The sequence below is a fragment of the Pseudomonas sp. NPDC090208 genome, from assembly GCF_044746785.1.
Lineage (GTDB): Bacteria > Pseudomonadota > Gammaproteobacteria > Pseudomonadales > Pseudomonadaceae > Aquipseudomonas.
In genome coordinates, this window is record NZ_JBIVCU010000003.1 from 16100 (window position 1) to 33180 (window position 17081).

Consider the following 17081-nt stretch of genomic DNA (forward strand, 5'->3'; position numbering starts at 1 on the left):
CTCACGGATAGATCTCGGCATCGCTGTCCAAGGTCTGTTGCGAGTCTGGTGCAACTGGCCAGAAACAATCGAGCAGCGCGCGGCAATGCCCCGGATGAGCCAGACACAACTGGCCGGGAAATTCGCGCTGCAGCTGCAACAGCCGGACAAGATCGTCTCGGCCCAGCCCCAGCCAGCCATCGGCGTCGGTTTCACCTTCGAAGAGGATGTCGTCGGCGCACAGTCGCGGCAACCTCTTCAGATCCAGCTTGGCCATGCGCACGATGTACCAGGCGCAATGGGGCAGCACGCGCCCTGACAGCTCGGGATGTCGTAGTTGCAGGTCTTGCGGGCCTTCAGGCGGCTCTGGCGGACTTTGTCTGGCTGTGCTGGCGGCGCGCGGGCCGGCGAGGGTGACGGGGGAGAATCCGATACCGTCAGCCGTCACGTGGATGCTGGCGGCAGCGCTGCGCAGTAGCCACTCATCCTGACTGTTGAGGATCAGGTGCTGACCGGGCTGCAAGCGGACTGACCGCTGCTCACACGGTAAATCGACGAGCGTCGTGGCAGTCCGGGCTTCGACGCCGACATCGAGGATCCCGCAGATCAGCGGCTGATCCGGATCCCCATCGAAAAACGCCACTTGCAGACGTGTACCGAGGCCGGTAGCGGGCAGGCTGCCGACAACGGTCGCCCAGCAGTCGCTGCCTGCGATCTGCCAGTCGTAACGGAAGCTTATCCGCCCCAGTCTGTCGGGCTTTTCGCTGGTTTGTGTCACGGGCTGGCGAGCGTTGATCTGTGGCCGCCGTGCAGGCAGTGTCGGGCGGAACGGCATTTCCCACGGGGTGACCTCAAAAGTGTTGTGATAGGCGCCGGGTGTGTCGGCGCTGACCGAGACGGGCGGCTCGTGACCGCCCAGATATTGCAGCAGGCTTGCCTGATCCGCAGGCGAGCAGCCGTCCGGTGCGGCCCATTGCTTTCCCACGTGGTGCACCTCTTTGAGCAGCCATTGATCGTTGAGCGACAGGTCGGCGTGGGCTTCGACGCGAATGACCCTGCCGCCGACCAGCCACGGCAGCCTGCTGTGGCCGACCACCCGGCGCCGCTCGCAGCGCAGGCGCTGCAATTGCCGCTCTCTGAGCTGCTGGCGATGGTCGGCAGGCGTTGCGCGGTTGATGTCGGCAGGCAGCGTGTCGTTGTCCGCCCAGTCCGATAGCCGGGTGACCGGCTGAGGTACATAACTCGCGCCCCAGTGGCTGCTGTGGCAGGCCCGCATCGACAGATGTTCGGCCAAGTCGTCGACCTGGGCTGGCTGCAAGCATTCGGGAAACCCTGCGGGATCATCGGAAAACACCAGCACATGGCGGTCGTGGTGGTGTTCGAAACGGAACACGATGCCTTCCTCGGCGCACAGGCGTTGCAGCAGTTGCAGGTCGCTTTCGTCGAACTGCACGCAGTGGTGGCGCGGCGGATAGACGCCGAGCAGGTGCTCGAAGCGAAACCCGTCGTCCGCCACGCCATGTTCGCGCAACAGGCCGGTAATGATTTGCGGAACACTCTGGCCGTTGAGCACCCGGCGGCAGCTGCGCAGTGCAAGGCGCTGCAACTCGGGCATCAGGGTCAGGCGGTACAGGCTCAGGCCACTGCCGCGATAGTGCTGGGTCCATTCGAAAATCTGTCCGTGTATTCGCTGCTCGGGTTGGCCTGCTGCGGCAAGAATCAGGCAGGCGCCGGCCTGCAGCATGTCTGCCTGCTCAAACCGGGGATCGCGGCTGACCACATCGATTTCAAAGCGAAACGGTGCATTCAGACTGTCATGACCGCTGACGCTGATGATCTGGAGATCGCCCGGGCAGTCGCTTGTCTCCAGGATCATGGTCATGCGCGGGTCTTCATGCATCAGTCGTCTCTCACCATTGAAAAAATCGGGGGTGCAGAGGGTACGGAATGCTGCAGGCCAAAAGCGCTCAGACTGAATTTTCGGAAGTGTCCTACGAGCGAAAATCCATAATTCCTAAGCAAGAGACGGAAGCTTCCTTGAAACTTATTCCGCTGCGTTTGATCGACGGCAACACGCCAGGGGTTTCATCTGCGGCCATCGCGTATAAAATGCGCGTTTTTCGGCACTGCCTGCCGTGTTGCGACGGGCGGGTGCTGACGGACTACCGCCATCGGAACAAGAGAGCAATCATGGGCGCACAGTGGAAGGTCAAACACAAAGAAGCAGCAGCCAACGCCAAGGGCAAGATTTTCGGCAAGCTGTCCAAGGAAATCATGATCGCCGCGCGCGCCGGTGCCGACCCGGACATGAACTCGCGTCTGCGTCTGGTCGTCGAGCAGGCCAAAAAGGCTTCGATGCCTCGTGAAACCCTGGAGCGCGCGATCAAGAAAGGCGCTGGTCTGCTGGGTGAGCACGTCACATTCGAAAAGCTGACGTATGAAGGCTTCGCGCCGCATCAGGTGCCAGTGATCGTCGAGTGCCTGACCGACAACGTCAACCGCACCGTCGCGGAAATTCGCGTGCTGTTCCGCAAAGGCCAGTTGGGCGCCAGCGGTTCGGTGGCCTGGGACTTCGACCATCTGGGCATGATCGAAGCAGTCGCGGCCACTGCGGGCGTCGACCCGGATGAGGCTGCCATCGAAGCCGGTGCGCAGGATGTCGAAGCCGGCGATGACGGCGTGACCCTGTTCTACACCGAAACCACCGATCTGGACGCGGTGTGCAAGGCGCTGCCGGAGCATGGCTTTACCGTTGAGTCAGCGAAGATCGGCTACCGTCCGAAAAACCCGGTATCGGGTCTGAGCGACGAGCAGATGGCTGAAGTCGAGGCCTTCCTGGAAGCCATCGACAGCCATGACGACGTGCAGAACTTCTACGTCGGTCTGGCGGGCTAAGCCCGTCAGGATTCACCCTGACCCGTTGTAGGAGTGAGCTTGCTCGCGATAGCGGTAGACCGATCACTATCTGGTGACCGGTTCAACGCAATCGCGAGCAAGCTCACTCCTGCGATCGGCAGCAAAGTCCTACGCTTTCAGCTTCTGTTCAATCTCGGCAAACGTCGGCCGCCGCTCGATCCCGGCCTGAACGCACGCCTGCTGCAACGCCTGCAGCCCCTCGTCGACACCTTCGCAACACGCCAGCAATTCCCCCAACAGAATCCCGAACGCCCGCACTTCGATGCGCTCAAGCCGCTGCCCGGTCTGTTCGTCCGGATAGAACGCCGCCGCCCCGAAATCCCCCAGCAAGTTGCTGCCGTCCGGCTGCCAGAGGATGTTGTGTGCGTACAGATCGCCGTGGTTGATGCCGCGTCCGTGCAAGTGACGGCAGGCCGAGGCAATGCCGGCGGCCATTCGCCTGGCACGCTGCGGGTCCAGCTGGACGCCGTCGTAGACATCGCGAGTGCAGCTTTCCAGGCTCGGTGGCCGGGCCAGGGTGATGAAGCTGGGTGGGATCAACTGCATGACCAGACCGCGCGTGCCCTGCGGGTGTTCGCTGACCTGGCCTTCGATCGGAATCAGATGGGGGTGCTGTCCGGCGGCGATGCAGGCGGCCATTTCGTCCAGCGGCGAACCGTCGCTGGTCAGCTGGCCTTTGTACAGTTTCACCGCGACCGGCGTTTCGGCTTCGCCATCGAGCCACAGCGCCTGCTGGATCACACCCGAAGCGCCCTCACCGAGTCGCTGCTGTAGCTGCAATTGCGGCCAGGCGATGGTCCTGATCGGCTCTTCCGTATGGATGTCGCTCAGCGGGTTGCCGGCAAAGGCCAGCCAGGCCAGCGCGGGCATCTCCAGCAGCCATGGCGGCAGTTGCCGCAGGCGGTTGGCGGCGATGCGCACCAGCTCAAGCTTCCGGCAATTGGCCAATGACGGCGGCAGGCTTTGCAGGCGATTGCCCGCCATCATCAGCTTTTGCAAATGCTGGCATTGCCCGAGTTCATCCGGCAGCGACTCGATCTGATTGTCGGTAAGCACCAGTGAACGCAGGCTTGGCGGCAGTGCACGGGGCGAGACTTCACGAATCCGGCAGGCCTTGAAGCCGACGAAAAACAGCTGCTCGCAGCGGCCAATGGCTTCTGGCAGATGCGTGAACAGGTTGTCGGAGCAGAACAGGATTTTCAGGTGTTTGAGCCGGTGCAGATCGGCGGGCAGGTCGCTGAGGCGGTTGCCGCTCAGGTTCAGCACCTCCAGCGAGTCGGCGAGGCTGAAGATTTCTTCGGGGAATTCATCCAGCCCGCAGCTGAGATCGAGCCGTTTGCTGCCCGCCAGCGTGCCGGCGCGCAGGTCTGCAAGGGTATGCATGGGGAAGGGACACCTGTGATCGTTGGTCGGCCATCATAACCAGATGGCCGACGGCGTGCTCAGCCCAGGCAGCGGTCGAGCAACTGATGCATGCGTTCCAGGGTCGGCGCCGCTTCGGCGTAAAGGATGCGATAGACCATCGGCGCGACCACGGCGTCGACCAGCTCATCGGCGGACGGGCTGCGTTCGCCGCGATCCTGCGCACGGTCGATGATGATCTGCAATTGATCGCGGACCATGTTCAGGCATTTGCCGGAGCACAGGGTCGCGCTGCTGGCGACCACGTCGCGGATCATTTCCCGGCCTGGCGCCGAGCTGGTTTCTTCTAGATAGACCTCGACCCAGGTGCGCAGGTCGTCGCGCAGATTGCCGCAATCCACCGGCTCGTCCGGGCGCAGGCGCTCGACGGCGGCGTCGGCCAGCAGCGAGGTGAGGTCGCCCCAGCGGCGGTAAATGGTCGAAGGCGTCACGCCCGCACGCGCCGCAATCAGGGGCACGCTCAGGGACGAGCGTTCCTGTTCCTGCAGCAGGTCGCGAACTGCCGCATAGATCGATGTCTGAACCCGGGCGCTGCGCCCGCCGGTTCGAATGCCTTCTTTGATAGCCATGGAGCCTGACCTTAACACAAAGTATTTGCTTTAAGCGGATTCTGCTCGCACACTCTCTAAAGCTAATTCGTGGCTTTTGTGATGTGCTTTTTCGGGAGAGTGTACGCGTGTCTGATTCTTTGCAGAACCCGCAAGCCGATGGTCGGGGGCGAGGCCACCTCGCGTTTCTGGCATTCGTGCTGTTGTGCTTTTTCGCCGCGTCCAGCGCGCCGACCCCGCTTTATCACGTCTATCAGCAGGCCTGGGGCTTTTCTTCAGCGGTGCTGACGCTGATCTTTGCGGTTTATGCCCTGAGCCTGCTCGGCACCTTGCTGGTGCTGGGATCGCTGTCGGACTATCTCGGCCGCCGACCGGTTATCTTTGCGGCGTTGCTGCTGGAAATTCTCTCGATGTTGCTGTTCATCGGCGCCAGCGATGTCGGCTGGCTGATCGCCGCGCGGGGCCTGCAGGGCGTGGCGACGGCGATTGCCAGCAGCGCCTTGGGTGCGGCGATGCTTGACACCGACCAGACCCAAGGGCCGCTGATCAACAGTATCGCGCCGATGTTCGGCATGGCCGCCGGCGCGCTTGGTACCAGCGCGCTGGTGGAGTACGCGCCGCTGCCGACCCGGCTGGCCTACATTCTGCTGCTGGCGGCCTTCATTGCCCAGGCGCTGTACCTGTGGCGTGTGCAGGAAACCGTGACGCCGCAGCCGGGTGTGCTGAAAACCCTCAGGCCCAGTCTGTATGTGCCGCAGCGGGCGCGCCGGACCTTGCTGCTGGTCTTGCCAGCGGATATCGCTGCGTGGGCGCTGGGTGGCTTCTTCTTGTCACTGGCACCGTCGCTGCTGACGGTCGCCACCGGTTCGACCTCGGTGCTCAACGGCGGTCTGGCCGTTGCGGCGCTGACCATCAGCGGGGCGATTTCGATCCTCACACTGCGCCTGCGCGCGCCGCAACTGGCGTTGCGGGTCGGTTGCAGCTTTCTCGCATTCGGTGTGACGGTGATTTTGCTGGCGGTCAATCTGGGCTGGTTGTGGCTGTTTTTCGTTGCGGCGGTGGTCGCAGGTGTCGGCTTCGGCGCCAGTTTTCTGGGGGCGTTGCGTCTGTTGCTGCCGCTGGCTCACGCCCACGAGCGGGCCGGGTTGATGTCGGCGTTCCTGGTGCTGAGTTACCTGGCGTTCTGCCTGCCGGCGCTGCTGGCTGGTTACTCGGTAAAAACGGCGGGGTTACTGCTGACCACCAACGTGTATGGCTCGGTGGTGGTGCTGCTGGCCCTGCTGGCGCTGGGCGGGTTGCTGATGCGGCGCGAACAGTCGCCTGCGACATCAGGTGTGTAGACCGTTGCGATCTCAAGTACGCCACCGCTGGCAAGCCATGCTGCTACAAGAACAGGGGTCTAGCCGGGATCTGCCGAGCCCTGCAAGTCCTGTGGGAGGGAGCCCTGCTCGCGAAAGCGCCAGATCCGTCACTGAAGAGGTATCTGACCTGCCGCGTTCGCCAGCAAGCCGGCTCCTACAGGATTTTGTGGTGAACATTCCGCAGCAGTCCGGCTGGCCGGGATCTGCCGAGCCTTGCAAGTCCTGTGGGAGGGAGCCCTGCTCGCGAAAGCGTCAGATCCGTCACTGAAGAGGTATCTGACCTGCCGCGTTCGCCAGCAAGCCGGCTCCTACAGGATTTTGCGGTGAACATTCCGTAGCAGTCCGGCGTGCCGGCGGCAGCGATCTCAAGTGTGCCGACGCTGGCAAGCCAGGTTGCTTCAAGAGCAGAGCGGCTGGCCGCGATCTGCCGGGCCTTGCAAGTCCTGTGGAAGGGAGCTCTGCTCGCGATAGCGTCAGATCCGTCACTGAAGAGGTATCTGACCTGCCGCGTTCGCCAGCAAGCCGGCTCCTACAGGATTTTGTGGCGAACATTCCGTAGCAGTCCGGCTTGCCGGCGGTGGCGATCTCAAGTGTGCTACCGCTAGCAAGCCCGGCTGCTAGAGCCTTGAATGGCAGGCAGCGGAAGGTCTGCTAGTTTGATTCCTGTGTGGTCAGACCCGATAAAAACAATCACAGGGATCCGCGAATGAGTGAGTCAACCCGCCAGCCGGCAGGCGAGCATTACACCCAGCATTATCGTCAGGCGCTGGCCGATCCGGTCGCCTATTGGGCGCAGCAGGCCCGTCAGGTCGCGTGGTACCGCGCGCCACAACAGACTTTGCAGACCCTGGCCGATGGCACCCATCGCTGGTTTGCCGATGGCGAGCTCAACAGCAGCTATCTGGCACTGGACTATCAGATCGAACAGGGCCGTGGCGAACAGCTGGCGCTGATCTACGACTCGCCGGTGACCGGCCAGCAGGGGCAATACACCTTCAACCAGTTGCGCGATGAAGTGGCACGGCTGGCCGGGTTGCTGCGGCAACTGGGTGTGGAGAAGGGCGACGGCGTCATCATCTATATGCCGATGATTCCCCAGGCGGCCATGGCGATGCTCGCCTGCGCGCGGATCGGCGCCGTGCATTCGGTGGTGTTCGGCGGCTTCGCGCCCCACGAACTGGCGCTGCGCATCGATGACATCAAACCCAGGCTGCTGCTGACCGCTTCCTGCGGGCTGGAGTTCGAGCGGGTCATTCCCTACAAGCCGCTGGTGGACAAGGCGCTGCAACTGGCCCGGCACAACCCCGAGCGGGTGCTGCTCTGGCAACGATCACAGTCTCTGGCGACGTTGGTCGAACCGCGTGATCTGGACTGGCAGACGGCGCTGGCCGACGCCGAGACGGTCGGGCCGGTGCCGGTTTCTGCTCTCGACCCGTTGTACGTGCTGTATACCTCGGGCACCACCGGCAAACCCAAGGGCATCGTCCGCGAAAATGGCGGTCACGCCGTGGCCATGCGCTACACCATGAATCAGGTGTACGGCATGCAGGCCGGGGATGTCTGGTGGGGGATCTCCGACGTCGGTTGGGTGGTGGGTCATACGCTGATCGTCTACGGGCCGCTGATGGCGGGCTGCACCACGGTGTTTTATGAGGGCAAACCGGTGCGCACTCCGGATGCCGGCGCTTACTGGCGAATCGTCGAGCAGTATCGGGTCAACGCGCTGTTCTGCGCACCGACGGCGATGCGTGCGATCCGCAAGGAAGACCCGCACGGTGAACACCTGAAGCGACATGACCTGAGTTCGATTCGGCAGCTGTTTCTGGCCGGCGAGAAGCTGGATTCCAGCACCCATCAATGGCTGGAGCAGTTGACCGGCAAACCGGTGCTCGACCACTGGTGGCAGACCGAAACCGGCTGGCCGGTGACAGCGCCGTGTCTGGGGTTGCCGGGCCATGAGCCGGCGCCGGGTTCGAGCAATCGCGCCGTGCCGGGATACGCTGTAAGCGTCATGGATGAAGAAGGGCAACTGCTGGCCGCCGGAGAGCAGGGCGCAATCGTCATCGCCTTGCCGCTGCCGCCCGGGTGCAGCCAGACCCTGTGGCACGATCATCCGCGTTACTTGCAGGCGTATCTGCAGCGTTTTCCGGGGTATTACAACACTGGCGACGGCGGCTATATCGACGAGAACGGGTTCGTCTACATCATGGGGCGCACCGATGACGTGATCAACGTCTCGGGTCATCGTCTGTCGACCGGAGAAATGGAAGACCTGGTCGGCCAGCATCCTGCGGTAGCCGAAAGCGCGGTGATCGGCGCGCATGACGAGATCAAGGGTCAGGTCCCGCTGGCGCTGGTGGTGCTCAAGGATGGCATCGGCCAGAACGCCGCACAGGTGCAAGCCGAACTGGTGGCGCTGATCCGTGAGCGGATCGGTGCGCTGGCCTGTTTCAACCGGGTGACGGTGGTCCGGCGGCTGCCCAAGACCCGTTCCGGCAAGACCCTGCGTGCCGTGCTGCGCAAGATCGCCGATGGCGAGGAATACGCGGTGCCGGCGACCATCGACGATCCGGCGATTCTCGGGGAGGTGGCCGAAGCACTGGCCGGAAATGCGCGTTTGTGAGCAACGTCCGGCTCAAGTTGTTTGTATCAAAGCCGACATGATTGAAGAGGATCATTCCATCCCTTCGATCATGGACGTGTCATGACAGCGATTTCTTCCATCGCCGCCGCGCAACAGCCGGTGGTCGCCAAACTCGCCGCCACGGTGCCGGCCGCCAATGAGCCGCTCGCCGTTACTGCATCGGCACCCGCTTCGCCGACGACGGTCGTCACCCTCGGCCAGGACAGCGGCGTGACCGATGCGCAGACCTACACCGCGCGTGGCGTCATCGCCGACCCCGATGTGCCGCCGGCCTGGGAGTACACCGAGCAGGACAAGGTGTCGCTGGCGATGATGGGCAACTTTGGCAACTCATCCAGCGCCAGCCGCTTCGCCGGGCTGGGCGCAGCGTTGATCAGCCAACTAGCGGAGACCGGCAAGGGTATTTCCCAGTCGGTGCTGCGTTCCACCACCGGCCGGGCGCTGGAGCCTGCGGAAGTCGCGGCGGCCCGGGACAGGCTGCATACCCAGGCCGACAACAGCATCAGCCTGACCCTGAAGACCGCCAGCGGCAAAACCGTGCAACTGACCTTGAGCAGTTCGACCAACGGCTTGTCGATGCAGGCGGATGTCAGCGGTGGGCAGTTGACCGACGATGAGCTAGTAGCGCTGGGGGCGATGGCCGACGGCTTTCAAAAGGCCATCGACGGGCTGACCCAGCAACCGCCGCAACTGAAACTGGATGCCTTGACCCACTTCGATTCAAAGGTGTTTTCCTCGGTAGACCTGAGCACCCGCCTGAAGCTGAGTGACAACAGCATTCAGACTTTCGAGCTGCATGCCAACGACGAACAGCGTTCACTGCGCATGAGCGGCGCGGCGGGCGACATGCAGATGTCGGTGGACCTCAAAAACTCGGCGATCAGAGGCGACAGCGACCAGCAGGCGAGGGCGTTGAAGGGCTACATCAACCAGATCGAAGCGGCTCGTCGCCGTGGCGATGGCGATCCGGCGTTGCTGTCGATGTTCGAGGATGGCTTCAAGACGTTGCACAGCAACTACCCCGACACCCGCGTTTCAAACAAGCCACAGACCGTCAGCTCCATCGAATTGACCAACACCGATCACGCGTTGCTCACGGGCCTGGCCGATTTCAGCGCATCGGTCAGCGAGCACAGCAAGGCCGACAACCCGGTGCGTCCGAACGAGCTGGACAGCTTTGCCTATGACCTGTCGCAGTCGACCCAGTCCAAAGGCCGCAACCAGCTCAATCGCAGCATCGAACAGAACCAGCAGTCGCACCTGACCGCCAGTTACCACAAGGCGTTGTATCCGGGGCAGAAGCTGGACCTGACCCGCGATCCGAAATCCCAGAGCTATCAGTATTTCCAGGTCGAGGATTCGGCCAGCAGCACCACCCGGATCGGCTATGAGAAGGGTGCATTGGTCAACGCCTCGGTGGCACAGTCGGCCAGCCAGTCCACGCGCGTGTCGAAGTACGTGTTGGGGCATCTGGAAGAAGACACCAAGACGCCGGTGAGTGCATCAAGGACCCACAACTTCCTCAGCGTGCTGCAACAAGCCCTGCAACAGGACAAACAGGCGCAATTGGGGCGCGGGACTTCGCTGTTGAAAGATGCACTGGCGAGCATTCAGGATCAGGTGTTGCTTCAGAGCGATCCGACGCAGCTGCGCGGCGGCTCATGACGACTGTGGGAGCGAATTCATTCGCGATAGGGTTTGCCGATGACAGATCCATGTCGACCGGGCTGGCCTCTCGCGAATGAATTCGCTCCCACACTGTATAAGGCAGGCCCGAAGGCCAGAACACACGAGCTGTGCTTCAGATCGCTCGCTTCAATGCCCGGCGTGCCGCTTCCGCCGCCGGGTCGTTGGCCGGGCCGACCACCGCGTAGTTGTAACCGCTGCCAGACCAGTAGTCGGCCTGCAACTCACCGTCACGGCGCATGCCACGGGGCAGCAAGTGGTTGTGATCGCCGGGCGGACGAATGTAGAAACTCAAGGTCCGCCCTTGGGCATCCTTGTACACCACGGTCGCTGCGGCGCCCTGTTCGGTGCTACTCAAGCGACCACTGACCGGTTTGAAACCGGCCGCTTCAAGGTCCGGCAGGCGGTTGGCCTGAGCGAAATTCTTGTCCAGCCAGACCTGCACGTTGTTCGGTTTGCCCGGGTTCCAGTCGGTCGCCATGTTGTCGTTGAGCGCGAACATGCGGTACGCCTGTACGGCATCGGCCATCGGTAACACGCCGCTGGCCAGGGTCATTTCCCGTGCCTGCCAGCCACTCAGGCCGCCAACGGCCACGGCGATCAGCAATACTGCGGCGCTGGCGAAGTGGCGGGTGCGGTTGCGGCGCAGGCGTTGACGAATGAACGCCGGGTCCAGATCCGGATTCGCCGAGCGGTGCAGCTCGCCGCTCAGACCCGCTCGCAGGTTCTGGGCATCCAGTTGCCAGGCGAGGATCTGCCGGGCCTGTTCGGGATTGGCGGCCAGCCAGGTTTCCATGGTCACCTGATCGGCTTCATTGAGCAGGCCATCGACGTAGGCGTGCAGGTCGCGTTCGCTGGGAGGCAAAGTGATCATTTCAGTATCCGCAGAGCAGGGGTGGTGATTTCGCCTTCGCTGAGCAGGCGCAAGGCCTGGCGTGCGCGAGACAGACGGGACATCACGGTCCCCACCGGGACCTCGAGAATCGCCGCCACTTCGTTGTAACTCAAGCCTTCGACCGAGACCCACAGCAGCAGCGCGCGTTGTTCGGTACTCAGCCGCTCGAACGCCTGCAAGGTGGTCTGGGCGACCACCGTGCGCTCCGCCGAAGGCTGCATCTGGTCTTCCTTGCCGCCGGTAAACAGCTCCAGCATGCGGCTGTAGCGTCGAGAGCGACGATGGGCGTCGAGAAATTGCCTATAAAGAATGGAGAACAACCAGGCACGCAGGTCTCCGTCCTGGCGTCGGCTGTTCCACGCGGACAGGGCTTTTTCCAGGCTTGACTGCACCAGGTCGTCGGCGCTGCTGTAATCGCGGGTCAGCGATACCGCGAAACGGCGCAGGCGCGGCAGCAGTTCACGCAGTTGGTCATCGACATCGTTCATGGTGTGGCTTCCAGGGCGATCGGCAGGATCGTTTCGGATCGTGTGACCAGACAGACGCCCGTCATCGCAGGTTATTCCACTGCACAAAAAAATAAATCGCCGTCGCCGGAATAAATGTCTGTCGGCCACGTCCCACCGCAGAATCATTCACAGAGGCCACAGGCCCGGAGATCGTCCCATGCTTGACCGTGAGCCGCCGTACCCACGCAAACCACCGCTGAGCAACTCGGCAAAACTCGCACGCCTGGCCGGTATCGGCGCAGTGGTGCTGGTTGCCGCAGCCGCTTTTGCCTACGTCAACGGCAGCCTTGAGCCACAGCGTCTGACACCGGCACGGGTGGTCGATGTTTTCGAGCACAACAATGGCGTCCATCCCGGCTACCGGCGCAACCACCCGAAAGGCATTTGTGTGGCCGGCTATTTTGAAAGCAACGGCGCTGCCGCCAGCCTGTCGAAGGCCGAAGTGTTCGCCAGCGGGCGCACGCCGGTCATCGGCCGTCTGGCCTTGCCGACCGGTAACCCGTATTCGCCGGACAGCGCGGCACCGATCCGCAGTTTCGCCCTGCAATTCACTCAGGCCAATGGTCAGCAATGGCGCACCGGCATGAACAGCATGCCGGTGTTCCCGATCGGGACGCCCGAAGCGTTCGTCGATCTGCTGAAAGCCACGGCTCCGGACCCGGCCACCGGCAAGCCCGATCCGGCCAAGCCGGCGGCGTTTTTCGCGGCTCACCCGGAAGCGCAACCGTTCCTGGCCTGGGTCAAGACGGTCAAGCCGTCGGCCAGTTTCGTCACGGAAAACTACAACAGCGTCAACGCGTTCATTCTGGTCGATGCAAATGGCAAGCGTCAGCCGGTGCGTTGGAATCTGGTGCCCCATGCGCAGGCGGATGCCACCGCACCGGATGCCAAGGATTACCTGCAAAAGGACTTGGATGAAAAACTTGCCAGCGGCCCGCAACGCTGGGATCTGGTCCTGACCCTGGGCAATCCGCAGGACCCTACCAACGACGCCTCGAAAGCCTGGACTGGCGAGCACAAGACGGTCAACGCCGGCACTCTGGTGGTCGAAGGCGACAGCTCGCAACTGAGTGGCAGCTGCCGCGACATCAACTTCGACCCGCTGATACTGCCGAGCGGCATCGAGGGTTCTGACGATCCGTTGTTGGCAGCGCGTTCGGCGGCGTATGCGTCTTCTTACATGCGACGCACCAGTGAAGTAGGGCAATTGAGCGCACAACCGGCACAGGAGAAACAGCCATGAATCAGCCAGCCTCGCATTTCTCGCCTCTGGCCCGGCTGCTGCACTGGCTGATGGCGCTGATGATCATCGCCATGCTGTTTATCGGCGCCGGGATGGTCGCTTCGGTGTCGGAGCGTCACGAATGGCTGCTCAGCCTGCACAAGCCGTTGGGTATCGCGATTCTGGTGCTGGTCATCGTGCGCCTGATCGTACGTTTCAGCAGCCGCACTCCGGGGTTGCCGGCCGACTTGCCGGCCTGGCAGGCCCTGGCGGCAAAACTGTCCCATGTGCTGCTGTATGCGCTGATGCTGGCGATGCCATTGATCGGCTGGGCGATGATCTCGGCCGCTGGCGACCCGGTCATGATCAGCAGCTCGCTGCGCCTGCCGTCGATTGTGGCCGCCCATGCGGAAACCTTCGCGTTCCTGCGCAAGGCTCACCGTTATCTGGCTTACCTGTTCTTCCTGACCATTCTGATGCACCTGGCCGCGGCGCTGTTCCACGCGTGGATCCGGCGCGATGAAGTGCTGGACAGCATGTTGAAAGGATCGTCGCGCAATTGACGCTTCCTGCGGTGTCGCTCTCACGGGCGCCACCGCCGGCAAGCCGGACTGCTACGGGATTGAGGCGTGTACCGGGAGGGTTGGGTAGAAGCAGATCCAGTGTGGGAGGGAGCTCTGCTCGCGAAGGCGACGGGTCAGAAATCGTGATGTTGGCTGACACACCGCGTTCGCGAGCAGGGCTCCCTCCCACAGGATTGCTGTCAGCCACAGGCTTTGTGGATTGCCGCCAAATCTGCTCGGCTCTCTCATCGACTCAACGCAGCACCGACACCATCTGCCCCAAGGTGGTCAACACATCCCGCGCCAGCTGTTTGGAGCGTTTGCCGGACCAGCCGGTGAGCGCGTCCGGGGCGTCGTCGTTGTCCTTGAACGGCATTTCCAGGGTCAGCGACAGGCATTTATAGCGCTCGCCGACGCTGTTGCACGCCAGGTTCATGTTGGCCTGACCAGGCTCCGACTTCGGATAGCCGTAACGGCTCTGGAAGTCTTTGGTCATGCCGCCCAGGCGGGCACGGAAGTCGGCTTCCAGTGCTTTCTGCTGGTCGGTGTAACCCGGATTGCCTTCGCAGGCCGCGGTGAACACATAAGGAATTTCCTCGTCACCGTGTACGTCGAGGAACATGTCCACGCCGTACTTCTCCATCTGCTCCTTGACGAAAAACACCTCCGGGCTCAGTTCCGGGGTCGAATCCTGCCAGGCGCGGTTGAGGTCTTTGCCTTGCGCGTTGGTGCGCAGATGACCATGGAAAGAGCCGTCCGGGTTCATGTGCGGCACCAGATACAGATCGGCTGCAGCCAGAAGGGCCTGCAACTCGGCGTCGTTTTCCTGCAGGCGCTCGATCACGCCTTCCATGAACCACTCGGCCATATGCTCGCCCGGGTGTTGCTGGGCGATGATCCAGATCTTGCGTTTGCCTTCGGCGCCATCGCCCTTGCGCAGCAGTGGAATGTTGCGGCCCTCCACGCTCTTGCCGGTCGCCAGCAGTTCGGTACCGGCCTTGTTCAGCGCCTGATCGACAAGCCACTCATGACGTTCGCGGCTGTAGGGTTCGAAATAGGCGAACCAGACTTGCGGCTCGCTCGGCGACAGCTCGAAATTCAGCGCCTTGCCGTCAAACTGGCTGGGCACGCGGAACCAGCTTTTCTGATCGTAGGACGCCACGGCGTTGTAGCCGGTCCAGGCACGGTTGTAGCTGGATTCGCTGGCGTTGGTGAGGCTGAAGGCGTGGGGCTGGCCGACCTGCATGCCGTCGACCTTGAAGTGGAACCACTGGAAATGCGCGCTTTTGGTGTCGGGGCGGATCGCCAGCTTCACGGCGCGAGGATCGCTGGCGTCGAGCACGTTGATGTTGCCGCTGTCAAAATCGGCGGTAATCGAAAGAGTGGTCTGAATCACGGCAAAGTCCTGAGTACGTTAATGCCAACTCGACGCCATCTGGCGGCAGTCACGGCCAGGCCGGATGCCGCTCGGGGCTGTTATGGCAGGTACTTTACACGCATCGGTCGGAGCCACGGCGACAGAATATGTAGTCTATCGGCCATGCAAACGCCCCCGATAAACGGGAGCGCTTCAATAGAAGGCTTCGGCGGTGACCAGCAGGCTGCACAGAAACGCGGTCAGCAGCAGCCAGCCCAGATAGCCGCGACGCTTGCGCCGATGCCAGCCGCTGGCGCCAAGAATCGCAGCGGGTGTCTGCAGACGGCGCCACAGACGTTCCGTGGCTTCGAAGGCTTGAAGGTGAAGCGGATCGGCATCGAGCCAGTGACGGAACTCGATACGCTGACTGGCCGTGGCTTGCGGGCTTTGCAGGTGCACGTACCAACGCTGCGCATGCTGGCGGATATCGTCGGGAACGGGTGCATCGGCGTGATCATCGGCACACTGTTGCAGCACGCGGAACATGCTGCGTTCGACCGCGCCGACATCCAGTTCCAGCAGTTGGGTGATGTCGCCGTAGGCGAGTTGGTCCAGGCGGCTCAACAGAAAAATCTGCTGGGTACGACGTGGCAGCTTCTGGATCAGGCGACGATAGTGATCGTCCTGGGCGCTGATCGGCAGATCAGATTGCCGGGAGGAGAGTGCAAACAGGGGGCTGAGCTGATTGGCCATGATGGTTCACTCGCTTTTCATCCGTAAGGCGTCCGCTGTGGAGGAGTGGGGGGCATCGTCCGTGACGCGAGGTCGATCTTAGTGCTTATGAGATTCATTCTCAAGTGTCGCGTCGTTTTTTTGCAAAATTTTTACCGAATATGTCGTTTTTGACCTCGCAAGCGGTTCAGTGCTCAATTTTCTTTTGCTATGATGCCGGCCATCGAATGTCGACCCTCTTCATTAGCCTGAAGAACGCAGCACCCCGACCGAACCAGACCCTTCAAGGGCACGAAAAAAAAGACCCGGCAAAAAGCCGGGTCAAAAACCGTGATTAGCCTGATGAGGAGATAATCCGGAAGCCGACCTAAGGCTTCTGGGTTACCCGCCAGTCTCGCGACCGGCTGAGCTCAATAATAATTATTATCATTTGCACGTCAAATGTTTTTTCGCTTTCCTGCGAAAAAAATTTTCTGCCTTTCTCGTTTCTTTCCCCTTTGTCAGTGCCGAAACGCTTTGTCGACGGCGGCAATTTCAGCCACGCCACCGCCGTACCATCAGGGTTTCACGCCGGTATCGGCAGTTCCGTGGTGCGCTTGACTGTACTCATCGCGATGTTGGAATGAGCCTCCTGGACGTGGGGGCTTTGCAGCAGGTGATCACGCAGAAAGCGCTCGTAGCTGGCAATGTCCTGCACCACCACCTTGAGCATGAAGTCCATGTCGCCAGCCATGGTGTAGCACTCCAGCACCTCGGGGTAGCCGATGATCGCGTTTTCGAACTCGGTCAGATAGCGGCGCCCGTGGCCTGACAATTTCACATCGACGAACACCGTCATGGTCAGTCCAAGCTTTGCCGGGCTGAGCAAAGCGACCTTGCGTTCGATCACACCCTCTTCTTCCAACCGGTTGATGCGCCGCCAACAAGGCGACTGAGACAGCTCCACGCGCTCGGCGATCTCGGCGGCGGAGAGGTTGGCGTCGTGCTGCAGCAGACGGAGGATCTTGCGATCGATGGGGCTGAGTTTGACCTGCATGAATTGACCCTTTTTTATTCTTTAAATGAAACAGGCATGCAGGATATGAGCAGATTTCGGCCAATTTAGAAAGAAAAAGCCCGCTGGCCACAGGCAACATGAGCATCGTGTGCGCCGGGTGAACCGTCCCGGCGACCAGGCAGCAAGACGCCCACGAGGCGTTGCCTGCCACATTCAAATCGCACAAGGGTTTATCTAACCCAATAAAAAC

The 17081-nt window shown here is 61.9% G+C and carries 14 protein-coding genes; 6 read left to right on the forward strand and 8 right to left on the reverse strand.

The window, feature by feature from the left end; translation table 11 throughout:
• Position 1: 1 nt before the first annotated feature.
• A complete protein-coding gene (locus ACIPL0_RS05925) occupies positions 2-1861 on the reverse strand; it encodes a type VI secretion system Vgr family protein (protein ID WP_400595986.1) in 1860 nt (619 codons plus the stop codon).
• Between the two features lie 308 nt (positions 1862-2169).
• On the opposite strand from ACIPL0_RS05925, the gene ACIPL0_RS05930 reads away from it, so the two are divergent.
• Complete coding sequence (locus ACIPL0_RS05930) at positions 2170-2874, forward strand: YebC/PmpR family DNA-binding transcriptional regulator (RefSeq protein ID WP_400595984.1); 705 nt, start codon at positions 2170-2172, stop codon at positions 2872-2874.
• Between the two features lie 129 nt (positions 2875-3003).
• On the opposite strand, the gene ACIPL0_RS05935 is transcribed toward ACIPL0_RS05930, so the two are convergent.
• Positions 3004-4278 carry a leucine-rich repeat-containing protein kinase family protein gene (locus ACIPL0_RS05935; protein ID WP_400595982.1) on the reverse strand — a complete coding sequence of 425 codons (1275 nt, stop codon included), beginning with the start codon at positions 4276-4278 and terminating at the stop codon, positions 3004-3006.
• A 59-nt stretch (positions 4279-4337) separates the two neighbouring features.
• The gene (locus ACIPL0_RS05940; protein WP_400595980.1) at positions 4338-4886 is read right to left on the reverse strand and encodes a TetR/AcrR family transcriptional regulator; all 549 of its coding nucleotides are present in this window, start codon (positions 4884-4886) and stop codon (positions 4338-4340) included.
• A gap of 107 nt (positions 4887-4993) precedes the next feature.
• On the opposite strand from ACIPL0_RS05940, the gene ACIPL0_RS05945 reads away from it, so the two are divergent.
• The 3 genes from ACIPL0_RS05945 to ACIPL0_RS05955 all read left to right on the forward strand — a co-directional run bounded on the left by ACIPL0_RS05945 (position 4994) and on the right by ACIPL0_RS05955 (position 10535).
• Positions 4994-6205: an MFS transporter gene (locus tag ACIPL0_RS05945; protein ID WP_400595978.1), complete on the forward strand. Its 1212-nt coding sequence runs from the start codon at positions 4994-4996 to the stop codon at positions 6203-6205.
• 727 nt (positions 6206-6932) lie between these two features.
• Complete coding sequence (locus ACIPL0_RS05950) at positions 6933-8849, forward strand: propionyl-CoA synthetase (protein ID WP_400595976.1); 1917 nt, start codon at positions 6933-6935, stop codon at positions 8847-8849.
• 81 nt (positions 8850-8930) lie between these two features.
• Positions 8931-10535 carry a lactate dehydrogenase gene (locus tag ACIPL0_RS05955; protein WP_400595974.1) on the forward strand — a complete coding sequence of 535 codons (1605 nt, stop codon included), beginning with the start codon at positions 8931-8933 and terminating at the stop codon, positions 10533-10535.
• 136 nt (positions 10536-10671) lie between these two features.
• Here the strand turns inward: ACIPL0_RS05955 and ACIPL0_RS05960 are convergent, their stop codons facing one another.
• On the reverse strand, positions 10672-11430 hold the full coding sequence (locus tag ACIPL0_RS05960; protein WP_400595972.1) for an anti-sigma factor family protein: 759 nt from the start codon (positions 11428-11430) through the stop codon (positions 10672-10674).
• Positions 11427-11939: a sigma-70 family RNA polymerase sigma factor gene (locus ACIPL0_RS05965; protein ID WP_400595970.1), complete on the reverse strand. Its 513-nt coding sequence runs from the start codon at positions 11937-11939 to the stop codon at positions 11427-11429. Before ACIPL0_RS05965 ends, ACIPL0_RS05960 begins: the two co-directional genes overlap by 4 nt.
• Positions 11940-12117: 178 nt before the next feature.
• On the opposite strand from ACIPL0_RS05965, the gene ACIPL0_RS05970 reads away from it, so the two are divergent.
• A complete protein-coding gene (locus tag ACIPL0_RS05970) occupies positions 12118-13203 on the forward strand; it encodes a catalase family peroxidase (protein ID WP_400595968.1) in 1086 nt (361 codons plus the stop codon).
• Positions 13200-13745 (forward strand): cytochrome b, encoded by a 546-nt coding sequence (locus ACIPL0_RS05975; RefSeq protein WP_400595966.1) that lies wholly within the window; start codon positions 13200-13202, stop codon positions 13743-13745. Before ACIPL0_RS05970 ends, ACIPL0_RS05975 begins: the two co-directional genes overlap by 4 nt.
• 253 nt (positions 13746-13998) lie before the next feature.
• Here the strand turns inward: ACIPL0_RS05975 and ACIPL0_RS05980 are convergent, their stop codons facing one another.
• From ACIPL0_RS05980 to ACIPL0_RS05990, 3 genes are all read right to left on the reverse strand, one after another.
• On the reverse strand, positions 13999-15141 hold the full coding sequence (locus ACIPL0_RS05980; protein ID WP_400595964.1) for a M14-type cytosolic carboxypeptidase: 1143 nt from the start codon (positions 15139-15141) through the stop codon (positions 13999-14001).
• 174 nt (positions 15142-15315) lie between these two features.
• The gene (locus ACIPL0_RS05985) at positions 15316-15855 is read right to left on the reverse strand and encodes a DUF4880 domain-containing protein (RefSeq protein ID WP_400595962.1); all 540 of its coding nucleotides are present in this window, start codon (positions 15853-15855) and stop codon (positions 15316-15318) included.
• Positions 15856-16399: 544 nt separating this feature from the next.
• Entirely contained in the window at positions 16400-16870 is a 471-nt protein-coding gene (locus ACIPL0_RS05990; protein ID WP_400595960.1) for an Lrp/AsnC family transcriptional regulator, read from the reverse strand.
• Positions 16871-17081 lie beyond the last annotated feature (211 nt).

Coding starts and splice junctions, on each gene's coding strand:
- ACIPL0_RS05925 (WP_400595986.1), bottom strand. CDS start 1,861: ATGACCATGATCCTGGAGACAAGCGACTGCCCGGGCGATCTCCAGATC.
- ACIPL0_RS05930 (WP_400595984.1), top strand. CDS start 2,170: ATGGGCGCACAGTGGAAGGTCAAACACAAAGAAGCAGCAGCCAACGCC.
- ACIPL0_RS05935 (WP_400595982.1), bottom strand. CDS start 4,278: ATGCATACCCTTGCAGACCTGCGCGCCGGCACGCTGGCGGGCAGCAAA.
- ACIPL0_RS05940 (WP_400595980.1), bottom strand. CDS start 4,886: ATGGCTATCAAAGAAGGCATTCGAACCGGCGGGCGCAGCGCCCGGGTT.
- ACIPL0_RS05950 (WP_400595976.1), top strand. CDS start 6,933: ATGAGTGAGTCAACCCGCCAGCCGGCAGGCGAGCATTACACCCAGCAT.
- ACIPL0_RS05955 (WP_400595974.1), top strand. CDS start 8,931: ATGACAGCGATTTCTTCCATCGCCGCCGCGCAACAGCCGGTGGTCGCC.
- ACIPL0_RS05960 (WP_400595972.1), bottom strand. CDS start 11,430: ATGATCACTTTGCCTCCCAGCGAACGCGACCTGCACGCCTACGTCGAT.
- ACIPL0_RS05965 (WP_400595970.1), bottom strand. CDS start 11,939: ATGAACGATGTCGATGACCAACTGCGTGAACTGCTGCCGCGCCTGCGC.
- ACIPL0_RS05970 (WP_400595968.1), top strand. CDS start 12,118: ATGCTTGACCGTGAGCCGCCGTACCCACGCAAACCACCGCTGAGCAAC.
- ACIPL0_RS05975 (WP_400595966.1), top strand. CDS start 13,200: ATGAATCAGCCAGCCTCGCATTTCTCGCCTCTGGCCCGGCTGCTGCAC.
- ACIPL0_RS05985 (WP_400595962.1), bottom strand. CDS start 15,855: ATGGCCAATCAGCTCAGCCCCCTGTTTGCACTCTCCTCCCGGCAATCT.
- ACIPL0_RS05990 (WP_400595960.1), bottom strand. CDS start 16,870: ATGCAGGTCAAACTCAGCCCCATCGATCGCAAGATCCTCCGTCTGCTG.